This is a genomic window from Streptosporangium sp. NPDC000095, assembly GCF_042899335.1.
In the GTDB taxonomy this organism is placed as follows: Bacteria; Actinomycetota; Actinomycetes; order Streptosporangiales; family Streptosporangiaceae; genus Streptosporangium.
On the sequence record NZ_JBIAZS010000011.1, the window covers coordinates 293,139 to 315,435 of the forward strand.

Genomic DNA, 22,297 nt, shown 5'->3' on the forward strand with positions numbered 1-22,297 from the left:
TTCCCGCATGACGGCATCGAGCCGCGTGGACGGCGTCCAGTCGGTCCTGCGGGCGGTCGGGATACTCAACTGTTTCCGCGAGGGCGAGCCCGCCCTGACCGTCTCGGAGCTCGCCCGGCGGACGGGCCTGTCCACCTCCACCGCGCACCGGCTGGCTCGCAGCCTGCTCGACACCGGATTCCTGGAACAGGACGTCGAGACCGCCCGCTACCGGCTGGGTCCTTCGATCACCGAGCTGGGCCAGCTCTCCTTCCACCGGCGCGGCCTGCACAAGGTCGCCCCCGAGCTGGGGCAGCTCGCCCGCGTCACCTCGGCCACCGTGGACCTGGCCGTCCGCAACGGCCCGCACGCGGTCATCCTGGTCGGAGGGTCCCTCAACCCCGATCGGGGAATCGGCCTGCACCGCCCGCTCCACTCGACGGCGCTCGGCAAGGTCCTGCTCGCCTGGGCCCTCCCGGGGAACGGCGACCTCGCCGCGCTCGGCCCGCTCCAGGCCCAGACCCAGCGGACGATCATTGACCACGCCGCCCTCCGCGCCGAGCTGGACCAGGTGCGCCAGAGCGGCTACGCGCTCAACGACGGCGAGTCCTCGGAGGGCGTCCGCACCGTAGCGGTCCCCGTGCTGGACCGCGCCGACCACGCCCGCTATGCCCTCGCGGTACGGGCCACCCCCCGGCTCATCGGTGACGCGCGGATCCTCTGGTTCGTCAAGCAGGCCCGCGCCTGCGCCCGTGTCCTGGAGGTCCTCCTGTTGCCTCCCGCCGAACGTCGCTGGCACTCGTGATCCGGCGATGACGGCGCCTCCGGCTTCGACCGATCGCCTTGACGGCCGGTCATGAACCGGAGATGACGATTATCACAGCGGCCATTGATTCGGTGTTGGCCGGAACGTATGTTCCTCTCAACATCCGAGTACGCCTCATGTTTAGGGGATCCTCCTATGCATGCACGCCTCCGGCGGATGACCACGGCGGCCTCCGGGCTCCTCCTGGTCCTCACGCTGGCATCCCCCCTCGTGCCCGCAGCCGCCGCCTCCACGACCTTATCCACGACCGGCGAAACGACCGGCAACACGGCCGGAGCCGCGACCGCGGCCGTCATCCCTCCCGACGACTACTGCCTCGGAGAGTGCGCCGACATCCTGCCTCCGGGACAGAACGGCAACGCCACCCTCGCCGGGATCCTCGCCCACCAGGCACTGGGCACCAAGCCGAAGCACAGCGACGACCAGCTCGGCAAGTACGCGAACCTCCTGTCCGGCTACACCGGCCTCACCAACGACCAGATCGCCGACTTCTTCAACGACGCCTCGTTCGGCGTCCCCGCCGGACAGGCGGAGAGCACCACGAGCCCTCGTTCGGACGTGACGATCGTCCGTGACAAGGCGACCGGGACCCCGCACATCACCGGGACGACCCGCGAGGGCACGATGTTCGGCGCCGGGTACGCGGGCGCGCAGGACCGACTGTGGGTGATGGACCTGATGCGGCACGTGGGCCGCGGTGAGCTCACGCCGTTCGCCGGTGGCGCGCCGGGCAACCGGGCGCTGGAGCAGAGCGCCTGGCGCAACGCCCCCTACACCGAGGCGGACCTCCAGGCGCAGATCACCAGGCTGAGGGACTCCGGCCCCCGGGGCGCGCAGCTCTACACCGACGTGCAGCACTACATCGCCGGTGTCAACGCCTACATCGACCGCTGCATGGCGGACCGGAACTGTCCCGGAGAGTACGTACTGACCGGGCACCTCGACGCGATCACCAACGCGGGCGGCCCGGTGAAGTTCACCATGACCGACCTGGTCGCGATCTCCGGCGTGATCGGCGGGTTGTTCGGCGGTGGCGGCGGTGCGGAGATGCAGTCCGCGCTCGTGCGGGTCGCTGCCCGAGCCAAGTACGGTACGGCGGTCGGCGACCAGGTCTGGGCGGCGTTCCGCGCGCAGAACGACCCGGAGGCGACGCTCACCCTGCACAACGGCCAGAGCTTCCCGTCCGGCGCCGCGCCCGCCGGAGCCACCGGGGTCGTCCTGCCCGACCCGTCGACGGCGCCCGTGGACATCACCGCGAACGAGACCGGCTCCGCCACCTCTGCGGCGGCGACGGCCCAGAAGGGCGTGCTCGACGGCCTGCTCGTCGACAACTCCAAGCCCGGAATGTCCAACGCCGTGGTGGTCTCGGCGGCGAAGTCGGCGACCGGGAACCCGATCGCGGTGTTCGGCCCGCAGACGGGCTACTTCGCCCCCCAGTTGCTCATGCTGCAGGAGCTCTCCGGGCCGGGCATCCGCTCGCGCGGCGCCGCCTTCGCCGGGCTCAACCTCTACGTGCTGCTCGGCAGGGGCACCGACTACGCCTGGAGCGCGACCTCCAGCGGCCAGGACATCACCGACACGTACGCCCTCCAGCTCTGCGAGCCCGGCGGCGGCGCGCCCACCACCGCGTCCAACCACTACCTCTACCGGGGCGTCTGCACGGAGATGGAGACGCTGAGGAAGACCAACTCGTGGAAGCCCACCGTCGCCGACTCCACCGCCAAGGGCTCGTACGACCTCGTCATCCAGCGCACGAAGTACGGGCTGGTGAGCTGGCGTGGCACCGTCGGCGGGCAGCCCACCGCCTTCACCGCGCTGCGGTCGACGTACCAGCACGAGGTCGACTCGGCGCTCGGCTTCCAGATGTTCAACGACCCGGCCCAGATGGGTGACGCGGCGGCGTTCGCGAACTCGGCCTCGACGATCGGCTTCGCGTTCAACTGGTTCTACGTCAACTCCAAGGACGCGGCGTACTTCATGTCGGGCAACACCCCGGTCAGGTCCGCGGTGTCCGACCCGAACCTGCCGATGACGGCCGACGCGGCCCACGAGTGGGCGGGCTTCGACCCGGCCACCAACAGCGCGACCTACACCGCTCCCGCCACCCACCCCCAAGCGGTGAACCAGGACTACTTCGTCAGCTGGAACAACAAGCAGGCCAAGGACTACGGCGCCGCGGACGGAAACTTCAGCTTCGGGCCGATCCACCGGGCCGACCTGCTGGACGCCCCGATCAAGGCCGCCCTGTCGGGAAGCGGCAGGCTCGACCGGGCGGGCACCACGAAGATCATGGCTGAGGCCGGTGTGACCGACCTGCGCGGGAAGAGGGTCCTGCCCGACCTGCTCCGGGTGATCAACAGCGCGGCCGTGACCGACCCGGCCCTCGCCTCGGCCGTCTCCAAGCTGTCGGCCTGGACGTCGGCGGGATCTCGCAGGCTGGAGACCTCGCAGGGCGGCAAGACCTACGCCCACGCCGACGCGATCCGCGCGTTCGACGCGTGGTGGCCCAAGCTCGTCCGCGCGCAGTTCAGGCCGGGTCTCGGCGACGGCCTCTACCAGTCGATGGTGAACGCGATCCAGATCAACGAGTCACCCTCCGGCCACCAGCAGGGCGACCTGTCCACCCTGCCCACCTCGGCGAACGAGGCCCAGGCGCACAAGGGTTCGGCGTTCCAGTACGGCTGGTGGGGTTACGTGAGCAAGGACGTCAGGAGTGTGCTCGGCGATGCGGTCTCCGGACCGCTGCCCGCCAAGTACTGCGGGAACGGCACGGTGGCGGGCTGCCGTACCGTCCTGCTGGAGAGCCTGGCGGCGGCGCTCGCCGAACCCGCGGCGACGACCTACCCCGGAGACGACGTGTGCGCGGCGGGCGACCAGTGGTGCGCCGACGCCGTCGAGCAGTCTCCACTCGGCGGGATCACGCACTCGCTGATCTCCTGGCAGAACCGGCCGACCTACCAGCAGGTCGTGTCGTTCCCCGCCCACCGGGGCGACACGATCAACAACCTGGCGGAGGGGAGGAGCGCCTCGGCGTCGAGCACCCAGCTCTTCTACCCGGCGAGCAGGGCCGTCGACGGCGACCCGACCACCCGGTGGTCGAGCTCGTCCAGCGACAACCAGTATCTCCAGGTCGACCTCGGGTCGGCCACGACCGTGGCGAGGGCGCTGCTGCGCTGGGAGGCGGCCTACGGGGCGGCCTACTCGATCCAGACCTCGACCAACGGCTCCACCTGGACCACCGTCTACTCCACCACCACGGGAAACGGGGGCGTGGACAACGTGAGATTCACCCCGACCACCGCCCGGTACGTCCGCATGCAGGGTGTCACGCGGGGGACGTCGTACGGCTACTCCCTCTACGAGCTGGAGGTCTATCCCCGGTGACGAACACCTGACGTGCAGAGGTGACGGTCGCCGCCGGCAAGACGGCGGCGACCGTCTCAGGTCGTGGCCAGCGGGTTGGCGACCGTCACGTATCCCGCGGAACGGTCCGCCGAGCGCGTCCACCGGACCGACAGGTTGGCCTTGGCCGGTAGCGGCGCTCCCGACAGCAGGTCCGACAGCGGCCGGGGCCACCCGCGCGACGCCGCGTACTTCGCCAGGACGTCTCCCGCCACCGCCCACAGCTCCCGGGTGGACCCGGTCCCCGCGAGGGAGGCGGCGATCTCGGCGAGGTGGTTGACCATCAGGCAGTAGACCACCCGGTTCCAGCCGGAGGCCGCGTCGTAGGCGAGCGCCTCGGCGACCCGGTCGGGCACCCCGGACAGGTCGTGCCGCCCCGCGACGAGCTTCGTGCCCTCCAGGTCGCGGAAGACGGCCTCCACGGGCAGCCCGTCCGCGTCCACACCGATCAGGACGTTCTGCAGGTGAGGTTCCAGCACCACGCCGTGACTCACGTAGGCGTCGAGCACCGGCGGCGCCACGCGTTCCACGTACGCCCGCCACCAGCGCACCGGATCGGCCGTCGGCAACCCGGCCAGGCCCACTGACACCCCGGCGATGCCCGTCGGCACGCCGCCCGGCACCGTTCCGGTCATCGGCGGCCCGGCCACGCCCGGCACCGCTCCCGCCGCCCGCCACCGGGCGACGTCCGGCACGCCGCTTCGCACCGCTCCGGTCACCGGCGACCGCACCGTGTCCGGCATGTCGCCCGCCACCTGCCACCCGGCGGCCAGCGCGCCGCTCAGCAGCGGGGTCACCCCCGGCCTGCACACCGACCACGGGCCGACCCGGACGATCACGCCGAGCCCTTCCAGCAGCCGGGTGCCCAGCTTCGCGGAGCGGTAGCCGGGCTCGGGCAGCCAGCGGGTGCCGGGGAAGGCGGCGGCCAGGTCGAGGAAGACCGGTTCGAGGCGACGGCTCAGCTCGACCGCGCCCGCCAGCTCGTACCAGGAGTTCTTCCGCACGCAGTTGGTGATCCGCACATCCAGGCTGAACTTCAGACACCGGTCGATCAGCGGCTCGTAGACCGTGCGGACCGACGACGTGGGAACCGCCATCCGGGCGCTTTCCCCCAGGTCGATCAGGCGGCCGTCGGCGAGTGGCGCGGCCAGGTCCGCCGCGAGCAGTTCCAGCTGCCACGGGTGCGCGGGCAGCGGCGAGTAGCCGGGCGGCGCCTGGCCGAGTTCGTCGAGCACGCCGGTGTCACCCTCCCCGGCCAGCACGTCGTTCCTCACCCCGAGCAGCCGCAACGGGAAGCTCGCGTGCGCCTCCGGCGCGTATCGCAGCCAGTCCGCGCCGCCGCGCGCCTTCGGGCTGGGATGGAACGGATGCCCGCCGACCAGTGCCTGCTCCGAGGCGAGCCACGGGTCGGTGGGCGGCGGCACCTCCTGCCGGGCCGCGACCAGTGCCGCGATGGCGTCCCTGCTCGCGGCGACCTGGGCGGCGAACTCGTCGTTGCCCTCGCCGAGTCCGGTGCCGAGCTCGGTCTCCACCAGCCGGACGAGCACGTCCACGGAGAGCGGCCGCCAGGAGCCGTCCTCCAACCACTCGGGCCGCCCCTCGAAGCGCAGCGCGAGCCCGCCGTGCGCGCGGACCCGCAGGCGAGTGCCGGCGACGCGCAGCAGCACGTACGGCCCCTCGTGCCCGACCTGCCCTCGGGGGCCCGCGATCTCCCTCACGCAGCAGCGCAGCAGCGCCGCCAGCGAGACGTCCTCGGCGGCGGCGGTGGCGACGGCGGCGGGTGCGCCGAGGGCGAGGCTGGTCATGTCGTCCTTCGCGGGAGCTGGGGGGTTCGCGGGAGCTGGGGAGGGTGGCGGAGATAGTTCGGCCCGCTCGTGCCGTAGAACTTGTTCACGTCCCGCGCGCCGGTGCGGGCCTTGTCCACAAGGGTCCCGGCGGTGATCATCGATTTGCCGACGAGCCGGTCGGCGTCGAGGGTCCTGGCCCGCAGCAGCCGGGCCATCGGATCCTCCCCATACTCGTCGAGCGCCTCGGTGAGCGTGTCGCGGACCAGTTCGAAGGCCCTCGGCGAGGGCAGCGCTCCGAACGTCACGGCCGCCGCGGCCAGGTGCAGGGTGATGGTCACGAACACGTCGGCGAGCGCGTGCGGGTCGTCGGTGAACATCCGCGCGTCGGTGAGGTCCGGCACCGCGAGCCCGGAGGACCGCAGCCTGTCCGGCGAGGTCAGCAGGCCGTCGTTGTCCTTGACGAGCAGCCGCAGGACACCGTCACCCGAGCCTCCGTCACCCGCGATGTCGCCTCCGGGGGCGTTCCCGTTCGCGGTCTCGGCGCCGAACACCAGCGAGAGGTTCTGCTGGTGGGCCTCCAGCGCCGTGCCGTACCTGACGAAGAGCCGCACGTGGAAGCGGAACAGCACCCGCAGGTATCGGCCGAGCAACCGGGTGACGTCCCCGCCGAACCACCGCCCGGCGAGCTCTTCGACGACCAGCCCGCCTCCGGGCAGCGGCGCGGGCAGCGCCGCGACCGGGACGACCTCCCCGGCGGGATGACGGCGCAGCAGCCAGCCCAGGTATTCGTGCCCGGCGTGCCCGTACGTCTGCTCGTCGGCGAGAAGCACCTCGGGATCGGGCATGGCCCGCAGAAGCAACTCGGCCCGCGCCCCGTCGGCCAGTGTGTCCGGCTTGATCGACCTGCGGTTGCGCAGCCCGAGGGTGCTGGTGGTGAGCGGCAGCTTCAGGTGCGTGCCGGGGACGATCTCGACCGTCCGCATCGAGAGCGTGGGCCTGACCTCCAGGTACGCCGACGGAGCCATGATCGCCCACGGGATCTCCTCGACCGCGGGGACCGTGAGCGGGTGTACGGGGAACAGCACGTGAGTCCGCGCGAGATCCCCGGCCAGGCCGACGGCGGCGAACCCGGGCGCCACCGGGGGCTCCGTCCCGACGAGCCGCTCTCGCGGCACCGCCGCCCAGCGCAGCTCGAAGGCGGGCGCGAACTCCGGCGCGTACGCGGTCAGGTCCTCGTCGGACAGGCCGCTCCTGGACCGGGCCGTCGGATAGACGGGGTGATCGAGGAACGCGGCCAGCGTCTCGTACCACACGCCGTCGCGCCCGTTCCCGCTCGCCGTCGTGTGCGTGAGGCCGGGACGCGTGGCGACGGCGGTGGCCGCCAGCCGGGCGAGTACGTCCTCACGGTGGGTGTCGTGGAGGTCGAGGGCGCGCAGCGCCTCGCGGCACTCGGTGACGAACGACTCCACCCCGGCGGTGTCGGCGAGAGAGGAGATCTCTCGCAGGGTGCGCAGGACCTCCTCCAGGTGAAGTGTCTCCTCCGGGGCCACCACGAAGTCCTGGAACAGCGAGCCGGGGGTCAACCGCACCCGCCTGCCCCCGGGCAGGAGCAGCGCGACACCGGTCTTGTCGCGGGTCACCCGCGCGGCCAGACCGCCGTAGTCCTCGCGCAGGAGCGCGTTCAGCACCCGGGTTGCGAGGTATCGTTCCCGTTCGCTCCCGGAACCTCCGCCGGCCGCGCGGGCCGTCGCGACGCTCCGGTTCACCGGGTCGCCCGTGGATCGCCGGCCCGCCGGCACCTCCGCGGGACCTCCGCGGACCACGCGATCGGTCGCGCGTTCCCGGTCCGCGTGGTCGCCCGTGCTTCCGGGGTGTACCCGGTCGTTCGCGGGGTCTCGGTCCGCGTGGTCGCCCGTGGTTCCAGGGCGCACTCGGCCGCCCGCGGGGCTCCGGCTCACCCGATCGTCCACGCTGTTCCGGCTCACGCGATCACCCACGGGTTCTCCGAGGTGAAGGCCGCGACGGCCGCGTCAACGCGGGCCCGGTCGGGGCCGATCGCGCGGACGATGCCCACGTAGTCGCGGTTGGTGTTGCTCAGGTCGATCCGGTCGCCCGTCGCGCGCAGCGGTCGGTGCCAGACGCGGACCGGGTCGCCGGGCGCGGGAACGACCGTGCCCGGAGCGCTCACCACGGTTCCAGGCCGGTCGGCGACGAGGCTCAGCGCGGTCGCGTGCCCCTCGCCGGAAGACCGCGGTCGCGCATCGAGACGCGCCCCGAGATGCACGCCGAGAACGAGCTCGAACAGGGGCGCGTCCAGCATGCTCGCCAGCAGGAAGTCGCAGTGGTCGCCGATCACCCGGTAGTTGACCTCGACGATCCTCGGCCCGGCCGGAGTCATCACGTACTCGGTGTGGCAGGCCCCGAACCCGACCCGCAGTGCCCCGAGGGCCCGAAGCACGTGGTCACGGCCGGGGGGCGGCTCCCAGTCGAGCCGTTCCTCCACGAAGTACGGCAGCGGCCCGAGGGTGGTGCGGAAACCGCCGAGCACCCTGATCCGCTCGCCGTCGCCGAGCGTCTCCATCGTGTGCAGAGGGCCGTCGAGATACTCCTCCACGACCAGCGTCTCTCCGGGGCGCCTGTCCCGGATGGCCGCGACGGCCTCCGCGAGCTCGCCCGTGTCGCGGACCAGTACGACGTCCTCGCTCGCCACGCCCTCGCGGGGCTTCACGACCGCGGGGAACGGCAGGTCCGCGGGCGGCGGATCGTCCGGTGCCAGCCGTGCGGAACGGACGGTCTCGACTCCGGCGGCGGCGAGCCGCCGCCGGGTGAGCGCCTTGTTCTTGGTGTCGACGCAGGCCCGCCAGTCCTTGCCCGGCAGGCCGAAGTACGCGGCGGCGAGCGCGGTCTCCGCCTGGATGTGGTCGGAGTTCGAGAAGATCGCGTCCGGGGCGTGGTGGTGCGCGACGGTGTCGATCACCGCCCGCGCGTCGCGCACGTCGCAGCGGAGCACCTCGGCCCCGGAGTCGCGGTACCGCTCGGGCCGGTCGGTGAGGACGGTGACCTCGCAGCCGAGCGCGCGGGCCGCAGGGAGAAAGCCGTCGGTGACCGAGTCGGTCGGTTTCAGCGCGGTGAGGTACAGCCGCAATGCAGGGACCCCCGATATCAGGCAAGGCTAACCTAACTCGGAGATCCTAGCCTGCGGCCGAACAGCGCGCGGAGGCGATCAGCTTATTGACAGTAGATGTCCGTGTCGCCCAATGATGAGAGCCCGCGGAGCCCGCTGTACAGGGCGGGAGAACCGGACGAGGGGTGAGGAAGGAGGAGAACCGGTGATGCACCGAGGCGTGTGTCGCCTCTCCCGCGCGTACGCAGAGAAAGGGGGAGGGCTCGTGCGCCGAGACGTGTGCCACCTTCCTCGCGCGCATGCCGAGAAGGAGGGAGGACCTGTGCGCGCAGAGGGGCGGATGGGGGCTTCGTCCTGCGGCGTAGTATGTGCACTCGGTGGGGGAGGCTGAACGGCGTGGAAATCGCGGCACAAGAAGAACTGTTGGGACCGCTGCTGCTCGCGCGCAGTGCCATCGACCGGTCGGCGGCGCTTCGCGGCGACGCCGAGTGGCTCGAAAAGGCCTGGGCGGACACCGCGACCAGGGTCGTGGTCATCGACGACGGACAGGCGCTGGTCCGGCACAGCGGCGGAGAGGCCAAGCTGGTCCTGCTGCCCACGGCGGAGGCGCCGGACGGGGAGCGCTACCTGCTCGGCGTCGACGCCGAGGGCATCGCCTACTTCGCCGTGGCGGCACCGTTGGCGGACAGCGTCCACACCGGTTCCTTCAACCGGATCGTCGCCCCGCTCGCCTCCTCGGAGCTGGAGGAGGGCCAGACCCTCACCGCCGGACTCCGCCAGGTGGGGGCGATGCTGGAGGATCTGGACGCGGGGCTGCTGGTGTACGCGGTCGCCCTGGAGGCATGGCACTCCACCCACGAGTTCTGTCCCCGGTGCGGGAGCGCCACCGAGGTGCGCGCGGGCGGGCACGTACGCGTCTGTCCCAAGGACAACAGCCAGCACTTCCCCCGGGTCGATCCCGCGGTGATCATGCTGGTTCGCGACGAGGACGACAGGTGCCTGCTGGCCAGAGGGCCGCAGTGGCCCGAGGGGCGGCTCTCGGTGCTGGCCGGGTTCGTCGAGCCCGGCGAGTCGCTGGAGCACGCCGTGGCGCGCGAGGTGGTCGAGGAGGTCGGTGTGCGCGTCGTCGAGCCGCGCTACATGGGCAGCCAGCCCTGGCCCTTCCCGCGCAGCCTGATGCTCGGCTTCTTCGCGCGGGCCACGTCGACGGAGTTCGTCCTCGATGCCGAGGAGATCGCCGAGGCCCACTGGTTCAGCCGTGCCGAGCTGCTGGCCGCGGTGGAGAGCGGCGAGGTGCGCCTGCCGCCCGAGGTGTCGATCGCCCGCAGGCTCATCGAGGCCTGGTACGGCGAGCCGCTCACCGGCGACTGGTGACCCTCTCCGCGGGAAGGCCACGACCCGTCCCCGCCGAGGAGAAACGCCGGGAAAAGACCTCGCCGCCCTCGGGATCTCCCACCTTGCGGGGGAAAACCTCCGACAGGCGGCGGATCGCCGGGTCACGAGGTCGAGGACGTCCCGGCATACGAGAGCCCCGGTGTCCATGGAAGCGATACCGGGGCCCGGCAGTGGACCTGACAGTGGAGAGGGCGGTTACACGCCCGCGCCCGCCAGGATGCGCTTGAGCTCGATCACCGAGGGGTTGGTCCTGACGACCTGGCCGGTGGGGGAGTCGACCACGACGGTGGGGACGACCTGGTTACCGTTGTTCACGCTCATGACGAACGTGGCCGCGTCCGGGTCGCTCTCGATGTCGACCTCCTTGTAGGAGATCCCCTCGCGGCTGAGCTGGCTCTTCAGCCGCTTGCAGGGACCGCACCAGGTCGTGGTGTACACAGTGAGCGCCATGTCGTGAAAAATCCCCTCATGTGATGTCCGGCGCCATTGGCAACACAGCGAGGGCCGTTCATCTTCCCAATGGGAGCAGTTTCTCCGCGACCCACTGCTGAACCCGGTCCGCCACACCGGGCAGCCGGTAAAGAGGTGAGCTGTGCGCGATGCCGGGCTCGGTGACGATCGTCACCGGCACGCCGACCTTGCGCAGGTGCTCCTTGAGCTGCTCGCTGTGCTCCGGCGACACGAACTCGTCCTCGGAGTGCACGACCAGCATGGGCGCGTCACCGCGGCTCGCGTGCCACGGCACCTCCATGCTCGCCCAGACCCTGGCGCACTTGCCGGTGGGCTCACAGCCCCCGGCGAGCCTGATGGCCGACTCGCGAAGCTTGCGCCTCTCCAGGTCGAAGGTGTCGATGCCCTCGGTGTACGCCGTGAGCGGGGACATCACCGGGGAGATGCCGACGACGCCGCGCATGCCGGGCCAGCCGTTCTTGTAGGTGCCCACGGCCCCGGCGAGGTGGCCTCCGGCGGAGAAGCCGACGACCACGTAGTTGTTCGGGTCGAAGGACCACAGTGCCGCGTTCCGTCGTGCGGTGGCGATCGCGCTCAGCGTGTCGGTGCGCTGTGCCGGCCAGGAGGCGTCGGTGGAGAGGCGGTAGTTGATGTTGAAGACGACGTAGCCCTGCTCGGCGTAGCTGCGGCTTATCTCGGTCATGTACTTCTTGTCGCCCGACGACCACCAGCCGCCGTGGATCAGGAAGACACCCGGCCGCTTCAGCTCGTCGGTCTGGTACCAGACGTCCATGCGCTGGCGGACGTGCCGACCGTACGCGACGGTGTTGACGACCGTGCCCTGCACCAGGGGGTCGGGCTGGCCCACCGGAGGGGGCGTCGGGTTGCCCGCGCGGGTCTTCTGGGTGGAGGTCTTCTTGGGGTCGCCCGTGCCCGTACCGCCCGTGCTTGTTCCGCTCGTGCCCGTACCGCTCGTGCCGGCCTTGCTCACGCCGGTCCCCGTGCCGGTCGTTCCCGCGGTGGCCGTACCGATCTCGGCCACCCCGGTGGTCGCCTTCGCCGTGCCGTACGTGCTGCGATCCGTATCGTCCGCGCCGGCCTTCGCGGTACCGGTGGTGGCTCTGCCTGTGGGGGCCTCCGCCGAGCCGGGTGCGCCGCCGGTCTGGGCCGGAGCCGAGACCGTGTGGGCGTGCGCGGTCGTGTACGCCACCGCGGGTACAACCATCGCCGTCGCCAGGGCGAGTGCACCTACGGTTACCCCAGTTCGCACGAGCCTCTTCCTTCCCCCGGATCGGTCGCCCCCATTGTGGAGCAAAAAGCCCGCTTTGTGCATCTCGGCGAACCACATAGGTTGACGGCGGCATGTTGCCAGAATGACTGATGCTTGGCCAGTGACTGGGAGGATGTTGCCGCCCGGTCCGTTCGACTGCGTGTAAGGAGGCTCCGTGGAGCCCGACAACGTTCTGGCGGCACTGGACCCCGAGCAGCGTGAGGTGGCGGAAGCCGTCAGAGGACCGGTCTGCGTCCTCGCGGGGGCGGGGACGGGCAAGACCCGTGCCATCACCCACCGCATCGCGCACGCGGTCCGCAGCGGAGTGGTCGACGCCCAGGGCGTGCTGGCGGTGACGTTCACCACTCGCGCGGCCGGTGAGCTCAGGCAGCGGCTGCGGCACCTCGGCACGCCGGGCGTGCAGGCACGCACCTTCCACGCCGCCGCGCTGCGCCAGCTCACCTACTTCTGGCCGCGCGTCATCGGTGGCGACCCGCCCAGGGTGATCGAGTCGAAGCTGCCGCTGCTGATCGACGCCTGTCGCGTCCTGCGCAAGAACCAGGACCGTTCCGAACTGCGTGACATCGCCTCCGAGATCGAATGGGCGAAGGTCACCCAGATCGCCCCCGAGGACTACGCGGAGGCCGCGAAAAAGGCGGGCCGCGTCTCGCCCGTCCCCGCCGAGGAGGTCTTCCGGCTCTACGAGGCCTACGAGAACCTCCGCCGCGACCGGCACCTGGTCGACTTCGAGACCATCCTGGAGCTCACCGCGGCCGTGATGACCGAGCACCGCGAGGTGGCCTCCCAGATCCGCCAGCAGTATCGCTACTTCGTGGTCGACGAGTACCAGGACGTCAACCCCCTGCAGAAGCTGTTGCTCGACACCTGGCTCGGCGGACGCGACGACCTGTGCGTGGTCGGCGACCCCAACCAGACGATCTACTCCTTCACCGGGGCCACCCCCCGCTACCTGACCGGTTTCTCGGTCGAGCACCCCAACGCCACCGTGATCAAGCTGGTCCGCGACTACCGTTCCACGCCCCAGGTCGTCTCCCTGGCCAACCGGGTGCTCGACAGGGCACGCACCCCGCACAAGCTCGCCCTGATCGCCCAGCGCCCCGACGGCCCCGAACCGGTCTTCACCGAGTACGACGACGAGACCGCAGAGGCGGAGGGCGTGGCCCGGGCGGTGAAGAAGCTCGTCGGCACCGGGGTGCCCACCCGCGAGATCGCCGTGCTGTTCCGGGTCAACGCCCAGTCCGAGGCGTACGAGCAGGCCTTCGCCAAGGCCGGCCTGCCGTACGTGCTGCGCGGCGCCGACCGCTTCTTCGAGCGTCCCGAGGTCCGCCAGGCGGTCGTGCTGCTGCGTGGCGCCGCCCGCTCGGCCGAGCCCGGCGACACGCTCGCCTCGACCGTGCACGACATCCTGGCCGGCATCGGGCTCACTCCCGAGGCTCCCGGCGGGGGCAAGGCCCGCGAGAAGTGGGAGTCACTGAAGGCACTGGCCGATCTCGCCGAGGACCTCGCCGCCACCGGCGCCGATCTGCCCGCCTTCGTGGCCGAGTTGGAGCGCCGGGCCGGAGAGCAGCACGCGCCGCCGGTCGAAGGGGTCACCCTGGCCTCGCTGCACGCCGCCAAGGGCCTGGAGTGGGACGCCGTCTTCCTCGTCGGCGTCGCCGACGGCATGCTGCCGATCATCTACGCGGAGACGCCCGAGCAGATCGAGGAGGAGCGCCGCCTCCTGTACGTCGGCGTCACCCGCGCCCGCGCCCACCTCGCGCTGTCGTGGGCGCTGGCGCGTTCACCCGGCGGGCGGCGTTCCCGCAAACCGTCCCGCTTCCTGGACGGGCTCACCGGCCGCTCCGCGCGGAAAAGCCGCGCCGACGCCCCGGCCGCGGCGGCCGACCGCCGCCAGGTCGCCGCGCCGATCAGCTGCCGGGTCTGTGGCAAGACCCTCACCGCCGCCACCGAGCAGAAGCTCGGCAGGTGCGCGGGCTGCCCCGCCGACTACGACGAGGCGCTGCTCGGCGCGCTCAAGTCGTGGCGTACGGGAGTGGCCAAGCACGAGAAGATCCCCCAGTGGGCGATCTTCACCGACGTCACCCTCCAGGCCATCGCCGAACGGGCACCGCTTTCTGAGCAGGATCTCCTCGCCATCACCGGAATCGGACGGGTCAAGCTTGATCGTTATGGTGAGGCGGTAATCGAACTATGCCGTATCGCCGCAAACCAGACGGAGGGCGCGTGAACGAGGCGTTGAAGGAGCTTCTGGATCTGCTCGACCTGGAGCAGATCGAGCTCGACATCTTCAGGGGGCGCAGCCCGAAGGAGCGCATCCAACGTGTCTTCGGCGGCCAGGTGGCCGCCCAGGCACTGTTCGCCGCAGGACGGACGGTGCCCGACGACCGCCACGTCCACTCGCTGCACGCCTACTTCATCCGTCCCGGAGACCCGGCCATCCCGATCGTCTACAACGTCGAGCGGGTCCGCGACGGCCGGTCCTTCACCACCCGCCGGGTGGTGGCCATCCAGCACGGTAAGGCGATATTCACCATGTCGGCCTCCTTCCACGTGACGGAGACCGGCGTCGAACACCAGGCGGCCACGATGCCGCAGGTGGTCGACCCCGAGGGCCTGCCGCTCTTCAAGGACCGGATTCTCCAGGCGGTGGGGCCGGACTCGCCGCTGCGAGAGTGGGTCTCCAGGCCGAGGCCGGTGGACGCCCGCTACGTCACCCCCCTCACCTGGGAGGCCTACCGCGACCCGGAGCTTCGCGGTTCGAACACCAACGTGTGGTTCCGCTACGACGCGGAACTGCCCGACGATCCGCTGCTGCACGTGGTGCTCGCCGCCTACGCCTCCGATTTCACCCTGGTCGACACCGTCCTTCTCACCCACGGCCTCGCATGGGGCGCGTCCAACCTCTTCGGCGCGTCGCTGGACCACGCGATGTGGTTCCACCGTCCCTTCCGGGTGGACGAGTGGATGCTCTACGCCCAGGAGTCACCGTGGTCCGGGGCGGCGCGAGGGCTCGCCAAGGGGGAGATGTTCACCCGGTCCGGGAAACTGGCCGTGTCGGTAGTTCAGGAGGCGATGATCCGCGTGAGATAGTCGCAAAACCGCAGGTGGAAAATAGGTTGCCCACTCCCCGGGCCGGGGTTTAAGGTCATGGACATGCAAGTCGGACGCTACTGTCCGACGATCAACGAATGGAGGTGAGTCCGCTGTGAAGAGCATCCTGATGCAGTCCCAGATGGGGCTCACTTCTGCGCGCCGTAACACCGTTCTGCCTTGCGACAGTCAGGTCATCCTCGCCGGTGGCGTGGCTGCTCTGGCTCTGCAGGTGGACTCTGCCCGCTTCCACGCCGAAGCCGGCCGTCGTTGGTTCGCTCCGGCCGATTTCCCGGCGACGGACGTCCCGGCTGTTCGGAGTGGGCTGGGCGGCAACTACGCAACAACGACCAAGCACATCGGAAACGGTGGACTGCGCGGTCCGCAACCCTGGGGGCAACCTCCGGTCATAACCTGACCGAGGAAAAAGCCTTCAGGCCGCGGATCCGCACACAGGATCCGCGGCCTTCTTGTTTGTCCGCGTCATTCCTGACCCCCACCCCAAGAGGTAACCGAAGATCAACACCTAGCTGAGAGGTGAACAGATGGGGGCCCAGACGGTCATGGACCTGATCGACGAAGCCACAATCCCCTGTCGTACCGACCCCGACCTGTGGTTCGCCGAGTCTCCGGAGGACGTGGAGTTCGCCAAGGCGCTCTGCGGGGGCTGCCCGATCCGTGAGGCCTGCCTGGCCCGCGCGCTGGAGCGCGAGGAGCCGTGGGGCGTCTGGGGCGGCGAGCTTGTTCTGCGGGGGGCGATCGTTCCCCGGAAGCGTCCGCGCGGGCGTCCCCGCAAGAACCCGGTCGCTGCCTGAACAACCCGGTAACCGCCCGAACCACCCAGAACTCGAATCGCCGAGAACCCGGATCACCAAGAACTCGGCCGACCACGAACCACACGTTTCCGAAGGGACCATTCCGATGAGCCACTCCAACACCAGAGGCCTCCCCCTGCCGTCTATGCAAGAAGAACTGGTCCGTGACCGAATACGGACCCTCCACCGGGAGGCGGAGGAGCATCGCAGGGCCGCAGGTCTTCAGCGCCTCCGGCGCGCCCAGCGTGAGGCGGAGCGCGCCTCGGCGCGCCTGCGGAGCGCGATCCTGCGCCTCGTCTGATCCGTCATCATCTGTCACGATCTGTCCGTCTTGATTTGTTCGACCCGACCGGTAGGGACCGGCGGCGACGCGTAGAGCACGCACGAGAAACACGCGAAGCCGCACGGAAGGAAGCCGCACGGAAGAGGACGTTAAGAGCGAGACGGGCCGGACAGAGGCGACGGACTCGAAGAGCGAGACGAACGAGGGGTGACCCGCTCAGGCGGGCCACCCCTCAAGCGTCTCGCCGGTCTCGCCGGATCCACCACGCCGCGGTGTGTCGCAGGACGTTGCGGCACGTCGAGAGGCATCGAGAGGCATCGCACCGCGTCGTGGTAGGTCCCGGGAGAGGAGTATCGCGGCACGTCGTGGCACATCGAGGGGTATCACAGCACGTCGCCGCGTCACGACAAGGGGACAGCCCTCGGGCGCCGATGAGCCATCGGCGCCCTGTCCGGGTAGAAGCCGAAAAACCGGAGCGCTGTCCGTGCAGAAGCCGTAGAACCGGCGCCCTGTCCGTGCGGAAGTCGAAGAACCGGCGCCCTGTCCGTGCAGAAGTCGTAGAAGCGGAAGAAGTCGTGGGAGCGGAAAGTCGCGGCAGGGAGAGATCCCTCAGGCGCTGGTGAGGGTGGGCTCTCCCGAGTCCTCGTCGGTGAACCCGGGAACCCAGCGGATGACCTCCTCGCGGAAGCGGGCGGTGGCGCCGAGCTGACAGAGAACACCGACCCCCGCCGCGTGCACCCGGTGGATGAGAACGTACGAGGCCGGCAGGTTGAGCTGGCGCACCACATTGCCGGGACGCAGGTCGGTGGCCGTGGCGGCCTGCTGCTGGAGCCACTCCCTGCTGAAGGAGAACTCCTCCACGGCGGTCGGCTCGACGTAGGGGGCGAGGAACGCCCGCAGGGCTTCGGGGTCGATCTCGATGTGCGGCTGAATGAAGCCCTCGTCGCGCAGGCCCTGCACGACGGTCGCCATGTCGCCGTTGTTGAAGATGCGGGTCAGCTTTCCGAAGACCGGCGGGTATCCGTCGGGCATCCGGTTGACCGCGCCGAAGTCGAGCACGCACATCCGGCCGTCCTCGACGATCCGGAAGTTGCCCGGGTGGGGGTCGGCGTGCAGCATGCCCAGCCGCGCGGGTGAGGAGAACAGGAACCGGACGAGCTGGAGACCGGCCCGGTCACGCTGCTCCTGGGTGCCGTCGGCGATGATCCGCGACAGAGGGGTGCCGTCGACCCATTCGGAGACGAGCACCTGCTCGTTGGCGGCGATCACGTCCGGGATCAGGAAGTCGGGATCGTCCTTGTACTCCAGGGCGAAGGCGTGCTGGGCCTCGGCCTCGTGGAGATAGTCGAGCTCCTCGACCACCCGCTCGCGCAACTCGCTCAGCACGGCTTTGATGTCGAGGCCGGGCAGCAGCACCCCGAAGAGCTTGCCGAGCCTGGACAGCTGGGTGAAGTCGGAGAGCAGCGCCTTCCCCGCCCCCGGATACTGGATCTTCACCGCGACCGTCCGGCCGTCGTGCCAGACCGCCTTGTGCACCTGCCCGATCGACGCGGCGGCGGTGGGCCTGTCGTCGAACGACAGGAAGTTCTCCCGCCAGTCGTCACCCAACTGCTCGACGAGGACCTTGTGCACGGTCGCCGCGGGAAGCGGCGGAGCCGCGTCCTGGAGTTTGGTCAGGGTCGCGCGGTAGGGGCCGGCGACCTCGGCGGGCAGTGCCGCCTCGAAGATGGACAGCGCCTGGCCGAGCTTCATCGCCCCGCCCTTGAGCTCCCCGAGAACCTTGAAGATCTGCTCGGCGGTGCGTTCCTGGATTTCCTGGGCGACGATCTCGGCGGACTTGCCCCCGATTCGTTTTCCGAGACCGAGAGCGGTGCGTCCGGCGAACCCGATCGGCAGGGCGGCCAGCTTGGCAGAGCGCGCAACGGCGCGGCGCGGAAGGTCACTCACCTTGGTTAGCGGCGCATCCGCTGCTACAGCGAGACGCCGCTCCCTCCCTTCGCTGTGTATCCGTCAGCGGCGGGTAGCCGACCGCTGTGTCCGTCAGCTGTGTCTGTCAGCTGTGTGTTTGTGAGCCGTGCGTCCGTCAGCGACAGGCAGCCGACGCGACCATTGTCAGCGACCCCAACTCGTTTCGGAAGCAACGACATTGAGGATGAACACTCCAGGATCGCCTCTTCCAGCTCCAATCTGGCAATACTTCCACTGTGCTGTTGGTCACAGCGGGCTCACGGCCGTCGATCACGGCGAGTGCGTGACCTGCGGCAGTCGCCGCCACCAGCGTCGACAGCACCGTCCCACACGCGATTTCTCCCGCGGGGAAACCACCCAGCCCGGCGCTGACGACAGGCCAGCCAGGGTCACGATCTCGTCGGGTCAAATCTAGGCAGTGCAGGCATGTGCTCCGTCCAGGCAGCACCAGAGGGCCGACCGACCCGGAGCCCTCGAAGGCGGTGACCAGCAGGTGCGGGATCTCCCACTCGACGAGCTCCTTGACCAGGAGACCGTCCAGGGGCCCCACCGGAGCGAGCACCGCCAGGTCGAAAGGTCTGGCCCCATCGGCCAGCTGGGCGGCCCCGTCGCCGGTCCACGCCGTGAGGCCGGGTGCGAGCCTCTTGGCCACCGCGACCGCGCCGTCCTGCCTGCTCATTCCGACCTCCGTCCAGCCGAGCCCGCCGGGGACGACGTCCCTTCGCCGGGCCGTACCGGGATCGACGACGCAGATCCGGCCGACCCCCGAGGCGGCGAGCAGGGCGACGACCTGCGCGCCGACCCGCCCCGCGCCGTAGACCCGCACCTGGGCCTCTCGCCTGCGCTCCAGCACGGCGAGACCGCCGTCGATCGTGCCCGGTGTGAGGGAGAGCGCGTCGAGATCCGGCTGGAGCCTGTCACACTCGACCATCGCGAGTGTGCGCAGCGGACCGGGGGCCGCGCCCGCGTCGTCCACCACGCCACGGCTGACCAGCAGATCGAGCAGAGCCCGGCCGTCCTCCTCGCCGAGGCCCACCTCGGCGGCACCGGCCAGCACGCCCGCGAGGTCACGGACGCCGTCGAGACTCTCGACCCAGCGGCGGACTCCCGGCTCCAGATCGGTCAGCACCACCGCGTGACGAGGATGCAGACCGAACTGCAGGGTGCGTCCGTCGCGGGCGACGCGGCGCAGGGCGGGCTTCAGACGTGGTCTCATCGCAGAACCTTTCTCAGGAGGAACCCGCAGGTGAGCCGGGGAGAACGGCCGGGCCGGCCGGGTGGGCCCAGCGTGGCACGGCCCCTCAAGATCCCAGACGCCTTTCCCGTCGCCTGTGGATAACTCTCAACCTGTGGATAACTCGCCCCCGTGCCGCCCCCGTCCTGTCGACCGCTCAAAAGATCTCCCTGGCGGGTAAGGGGCGTGGATCTCGACGCCGCGCCGCGCCGGAAACCCCTCGCCCGGCCCGTCATGATGATCTACGACGGCATGCTTGAAGGCTCGGCAGGCCGGAGAGAACAGCGGGTCCCGCGTTTCGGCGACGCATGAGACGGCTGATATCCAGGTTAATTAGATAAGTCACGGTCATAGTTGATCATCCACGCTGAACAATCGGCGAACGGGGATTGACCAGCGGGAACGTGTTCTACCCTCTGGTGTGAATTCGCCATTCTCGGCTACCGTTCATATGTGCCCCCCGAGACAGTCGAGGTCCGTCGTAGTTCTCGCCGCCGGCGGACGGTTTCTGCGTACCGCGACGGCGAGAAAACGATCGTGCTCCTCCCCGCCGGTTTGAGTAGCACCGATGAGGAACAATGGGTGCGCCGTATGCTCGATCGCCTCGCGGCCAAGGAGCAGCGCAGACGTCCCTCCGACGACGATCTCCTCGATCGGGCCGTCGATCTGTCGGCCCGATATCTGGGCGGGGAGGCGAGACCGTCGAGCGTGCGCTGGGTGGAGAACCAACAGCACCGCTGGGGCTCGTGCACCCCCGATCACGGGACCATCAGGATCTCCACGCGGCTCCGGGGCATGCCGTCGTGGGTGGTCGACTATGTGATCATGCATGAGCTCGTCCACCTGCTGGTGCCGAGCCACGGCTCACGCTTCTGGGCGCTCGTGGAACGATATCCCAAGGCCGAGCGGGCGCGAGGCTTCCTGGAGGGATTCTCCACGGCGGCCCACGGTTCCGCGGAGGGGTTTTGACGGAAGAACGAGTGGTGGCCGTCCTGGTCACGCCCTCCGTGGCGGACGCGGCCCCCGCGGGGATCGACGCCGCCCTCTTCCGTACGGCCCTCGCCGAAGACGCCTACGAGCTCGTCGCCGGGCTCGACTTCGTCTCTCCGGTCGTGGTGACGAGCGTCCCCGGCATGGAGGAGATCGTCTGGCCGGGCACCCCGGTCGTCGAGATCCCCGATCTTTCCGGGAGCGCCCTGGTCGAGGCGGCCTTCGCGGCCCTGCCGTACGGACGACAGGCGGTCCTGCTGAGCGCGGACGCGCCCGACCTGCCCCCGTTGCTCATCGGCAAGCTCTTTCGCGAGCTGGGCCGGGCCAGGATCGCCGTCTGCCCGGACACCGGGGGCGGCACGGTGGCGCTCGCCGCCCACCTGCCCTATCCCGACTGGGCCGCGGTGGGTTTCGACGACCTCGACCCGGTCAAGGCGCTCCGCGCCGCCGCGCCCGGCAGCCGCATGGTCGCGAGGGGGCCCGGCTGGCACCGCCTGCGCACCCCCGACGACATCCGTCTCCTCGACCCCGGCCTGGAGGGCTGGGACAACACCCGGGCGCTCCTGTCGTCCTGACGTTTCGGAAAGCCGTCAGGACGGCGAAGGTAGTCGCAGGTCGGCGAAGACCGCCCGGTGGTCGGTGCCGGGCACGGTGTGCACGCTGACCGCGTCGACTCCCACCCGCCGGTCCACCACGATGTGGTCGATCGTGATCAGTGCGGGGACGCGTCTGTTGACCGGCCAGGTGGGGGTGAGGCCCTCCCCGGCGACGGCGGCCGCGTCCCGGTAACCGCGGCTCAGGAAACGCCGCATCGCCGCGTGGTCGAGGCTGGCGTTGAAGTCGCCCGCGAGGATGCGGATCGTGTCGGGTGCGGCGGAGGGCAGGGCCTCCAGCGCGGCCGTCCAGTCGTACACCTGCCTGCCCAGCGGCGGGAAGGGATGCACGTCGACGATCTCGACGGGTTTGGTGCCGGGGACCGTCATCAGCGCGGCGGGCATGTTGTGCCCGATCGCCTCGAACAGGTCCTTCCTCGGAGTCAGCGGATACCTCGCGTACAGACCGCTTCCACCGGCGCTCCACTCCGGCTCCAGCACCTGGTACGGCAGGATCTTCTCCAGCCCGGCGGCCCGCAGATCCTCGACCATTCCCGGGGTCAGCTCCTGGGTGCTGAACACATCGGGATCCAGCCGCCGGACCAGATCCATCACGGCGTCGGGCTCGGCACGTCCGAAAAGCGTGTTGAGCGTCAGCACCCGCAGCGGCGTTCCCGCCGCCGCCACCGCGGGATCCCCGGAACGAAAGGCCCTGGGGAGCACGCTGAGGCTGAGCGCCGCGGTGGTGACCAGCGCCACCGCCGTCACCGCCCGGTTGCGTGTCAGCGCCGACAGCAGCAGCGGTACGAGCGAGGCCACGGCCACGTACGGGGTGCCGGTCATGAGCTGGGTGGTCAGCGAGTCGCGTTCGAGCCCGGCCACCCGGGCCACCGCCCAGGCGGCGAACGGGGTCACCGTGGCCCAGGCGAAGGTTTTGGGAACCTTCCAACGCCGTCGGCGCGCCGACGGCGCGGCGGTGCTCCCGGTGCTCCCGACACGTCCGGTGCCCCTGTCAGCCGCTGTCCTCACGCTCACAGTGCCCCGATCCGTTCCGTACAGCCCGATGAGAA

General features: G+C 70.3%; 18 protein-coding genes. 10 read left to right on the forward strand and 8 right to left on the reverse strand.

From position 1 onward, the window contains the following. The first annotated feature begins 7 nt into the window (after positions 1-7). Together ACFY3V_RS24930 and ACFY3V_RS24935 are read left to right on the forward strand one after the other, a co-directional pair. The gene (locus ACFY3V_RS24930) at positions 8-784 is read left to right on the forward strand and encodes an IclR family transcriptional regulator (protein WP_389776628.1); all 777 of its coding nucleotides are present in this window, start codon (positions 8-10) and stop codon (positions 782-784) included. A 156-nt stretch (positions 785-940) separates the two neighbouring features. Beyond that, entirely contained in the window at positions 941-4,189 is a 3,249-nt protein-coding gene (locus tag ACFY3V_RS24935) for a penicillin acylase family protein (protein ID WP_389776631.1), read from the forward strand. Between the two features lie 56 nt (positions 4,190-4,245). Here the strand turns inward: ACFY3V_RS24935 and ACFY3V_RS24940 are convergent, their stop codons facing one another. From ACFY3V_RS24940 to ACFY3V_RS24950, 3 genes are all read right to left on the reverse strand, one after another. Then, positions 4,246-6,012 (reverse strand): IucA/IucC family protein, encoded by a 1,767-nt coding sequence (locus ACFY3V_RS24940; RefSeq protein ID WP_389776634.1) that lies wholly within the window; start codon positions 6,010-6,012, stop codon positions 4,246-4,248. Then, entirely contained in the window at positions 6,009-7,760 is a 1,752-nt protein-coding gene (locus tag ACFY3V_RS24945; protein ID WP_389776637.1) for an IucA/IucC family protein, read from the reverse strand. The genes ACFY3V_RS24940 and ACFY3V_RS24945 overlap by 4 nt, the downstream gene beginning before the upstream one ends. A 215-nt stretch (positions 7,761-7,975) precedes the next feature. Then, positions 7,976-9,139 carry a siderophore biosynthesis protein gene (locus ACFY3V_RS24950; RefSeq protein ID WP_362899165.1) on the reverse strand — a complete coding sequence of 388 codons (1,164 nt, stop codon included), beginning with the start codon at positions 9,137-9,139 and terminating at the stop codon, positions 7,976-7,978. Between the two features lie 375 nt (positions 9,140-9,514). On the opposite strand from ACFY3V_RS24950, the gene nudC reads away from it, so the two are divergent. After that, positions 9,515-10,492, forward strand: coding sequence for an NAD(+) diphosphatase (gene nudC, locus ACFY3V_RS24955; RefSeq protein ID WP_389776640.1), 978 nt, complete (start codon positions 9,515-9,517; stop codon positions 10,490-10,492). A gap of 216 nt (positions 10,493-10,708) precedes the next feature. On the opposite strand, the gene ACFY3V_RS24960 is transcribed toward nudC, so the two are convergent. Together ACFY3V_RS24960 and ACFY3V_RS24965 are read right to left on the reverse strand one after the other, a co-directional pair. Next, positions 10,709-10,963: a glutaredoxin domain-containing protein gene (locus tag ACFY3V_RS24960; RefSeq protein WP_350947839.1), complete on the reverse strand. Its 255-nt coding sequence runs from the start codon at positions 10,961-10,963 to the stop codon at positions 10,709-10,711. A 58-nt stretch (positions 10,964-11,021) separates the two neighbouring features. Then, positions 11,022-12,233 carry an alpha/beta hydrolase gene (locus ACFY3V_RS24965; protein WP_362899168.1) on the reverse strand — a complete coding sequence of 404 codons (1,212 nt, stop codon included), beginning with the start codon at positions 12,231-12,233 and terminating at the stop codon, positions 11,022-11,024. A gap of 175 nt (positions 12,234-12,408) precedes the next feature. Here ACFY3V_RS24965 and ACFY3V_RS24970 point away from each other — a divergent pair, with 175 nt between their 5' ends. The 5 genes from ACFY3V_RS24970 to ACFY3V_RS24990 all read left to right on the forward strand — a co-directional run bounded on the left by ACFY3V_RS24970 (position 12,409) and on the right by ACFY3V_RS24990 (position 16,460). Next, the gene (locus tag ACFY3V_RS24970; RefSeq protein WP_362899170.1) at positions 12,409-14,481 is read left to right on the forward strand and encodes an ATP-dependent DNA helicase UvrD2; all 2,073 of its coding nucleotides are present in this window, start codon (positions 12,409-12,411) and stop codon (positions 14,479-14,481) included. Continuing rightward, entirely contained in the window at positions 14,478-15,344 is an 867-nt protein-coding gene (gene tesB / locus ACFY3V_RS24975) for an acyl-CoA thioesterase II (protein ID WP_362899172.1), read from the forward strand. Before ACFY3V_RS24970 ends, tesB begins: the two co-directional genes overlap by 4 nt. Before the next feature lie 115 nt (positions 15,345-15,459). Next, positions 15,460-15,762: a hypothetical protein gene (locus tag ACFY3V_RS24980; RefSeq protein ID WP_350947835.1), complete on the forward strand. Its 303-nt coding sequence runs from the start codon at positions 15,460-15,462 to the stop codon at positions 15,760-15,762. A 127-nt stretch (positions 15,763-15,889) separates the two neighbouring features. After that, a complete protein-coding gene (locus ACFY3V_RS24985; protein WP_329085648.1) occupies positions 15,890-16,159 on the forward strand; it encodes a WhiB family transcriptional regulator in 270 nt (89 codons plus the stop codon). A 145-nt stretch (positions 16,160-16,304) separates the two neighbouring features. Next, positions 16,305-16,460: a hypothetical protein gene (locus ACFY3V_RS24990; RefSeq protein ID WP_350947834.1), complete on the forward strand. Its 156-nt coding sequence runs from the start codon at positions 16,305-16,307 to the stop codon at positions 16,458-16,460. 591 nt (positions 16,461-17,051) lie between these two features. On the opposite strand, the gene ACFY3V_RS24995 is transcribed toward ACFY3V_RS24990, so the two are convergent. Both ACFY3V_RS24995 and ACFY3V_RS25000 read right to left on the reverse strand, forming a co-directional pair. After that, a complete protein-coding gene (locus tag ACFY3V_RS24995; RefSeq protein WP_362899176.1) occupies positions 17,052-18,389 on the reverse strand; it encodes an AarF/UbiB family protein in 1,338 nt (445 codons plus the stop codon). Between the two features lie 136 nt (positions 18,390-18,525). Then, a complete protein-coding gene (locus tag ACFY3V_RS25000; protein ID WP_389776648.1) occupies positions 18,526-19,626 on the reverse strand; it encodes a ThiF family adenylyltransferase in 1,101 nt (366 codons plus the stop codon). A 471-nt stretch (positions 19,627-20,097) separates the two neighbouring features. On the opposite strand from ACFY3V_RS25000, the gene ACFY3V_RS25005 reads away from it, so the two are divergent. Continuing rightward, positions 20,098-20,613: a M48 family metallopeptidase gene (locus ACFY3V_RS25005; RefSeq protein WP_350947831.1), complete on the forward strand. Its 516-nt coding sequence runs from the start codon at positions 20,098-20,100 to the stop codon at positions 20,611-20,613. Beyond that, positions 20,610-21,209 (forward strand): hypothetical protein, encoded by a 600-nt coding sequence (locus ACFY3V_RS25010; protein ID WP_350947830.1) that lies wholly within the window; start codon positions 20,610-20,612, stop codon positions 21,207-21,209. Before ACFY3V_RS25005 ends, ACFY3V_RS25010 begins: the two co-directional genes overlap by 4 nt. 15 nt (positions 21,210-21,224) lie before the next feature. Here ACFY3V_RS25010 and ACFY3V_RS25015 read toward each other — a convergent pair whose 3' ends face one another. Continuing rightward, positions 21,225-22,142, reverse strand: a complete 918-nt coding sequence (locus tag ACFY3V_RS25015; protein ID WP_389776653.1) for an endonuclease/exonuclease/phosphatase family protein — start codon at positions 22,140-22,142, stop codon at positions 21,225-21,227. Between the last annotated feature and the right edge of the window lie 155 nt (positions 22,143-22,297).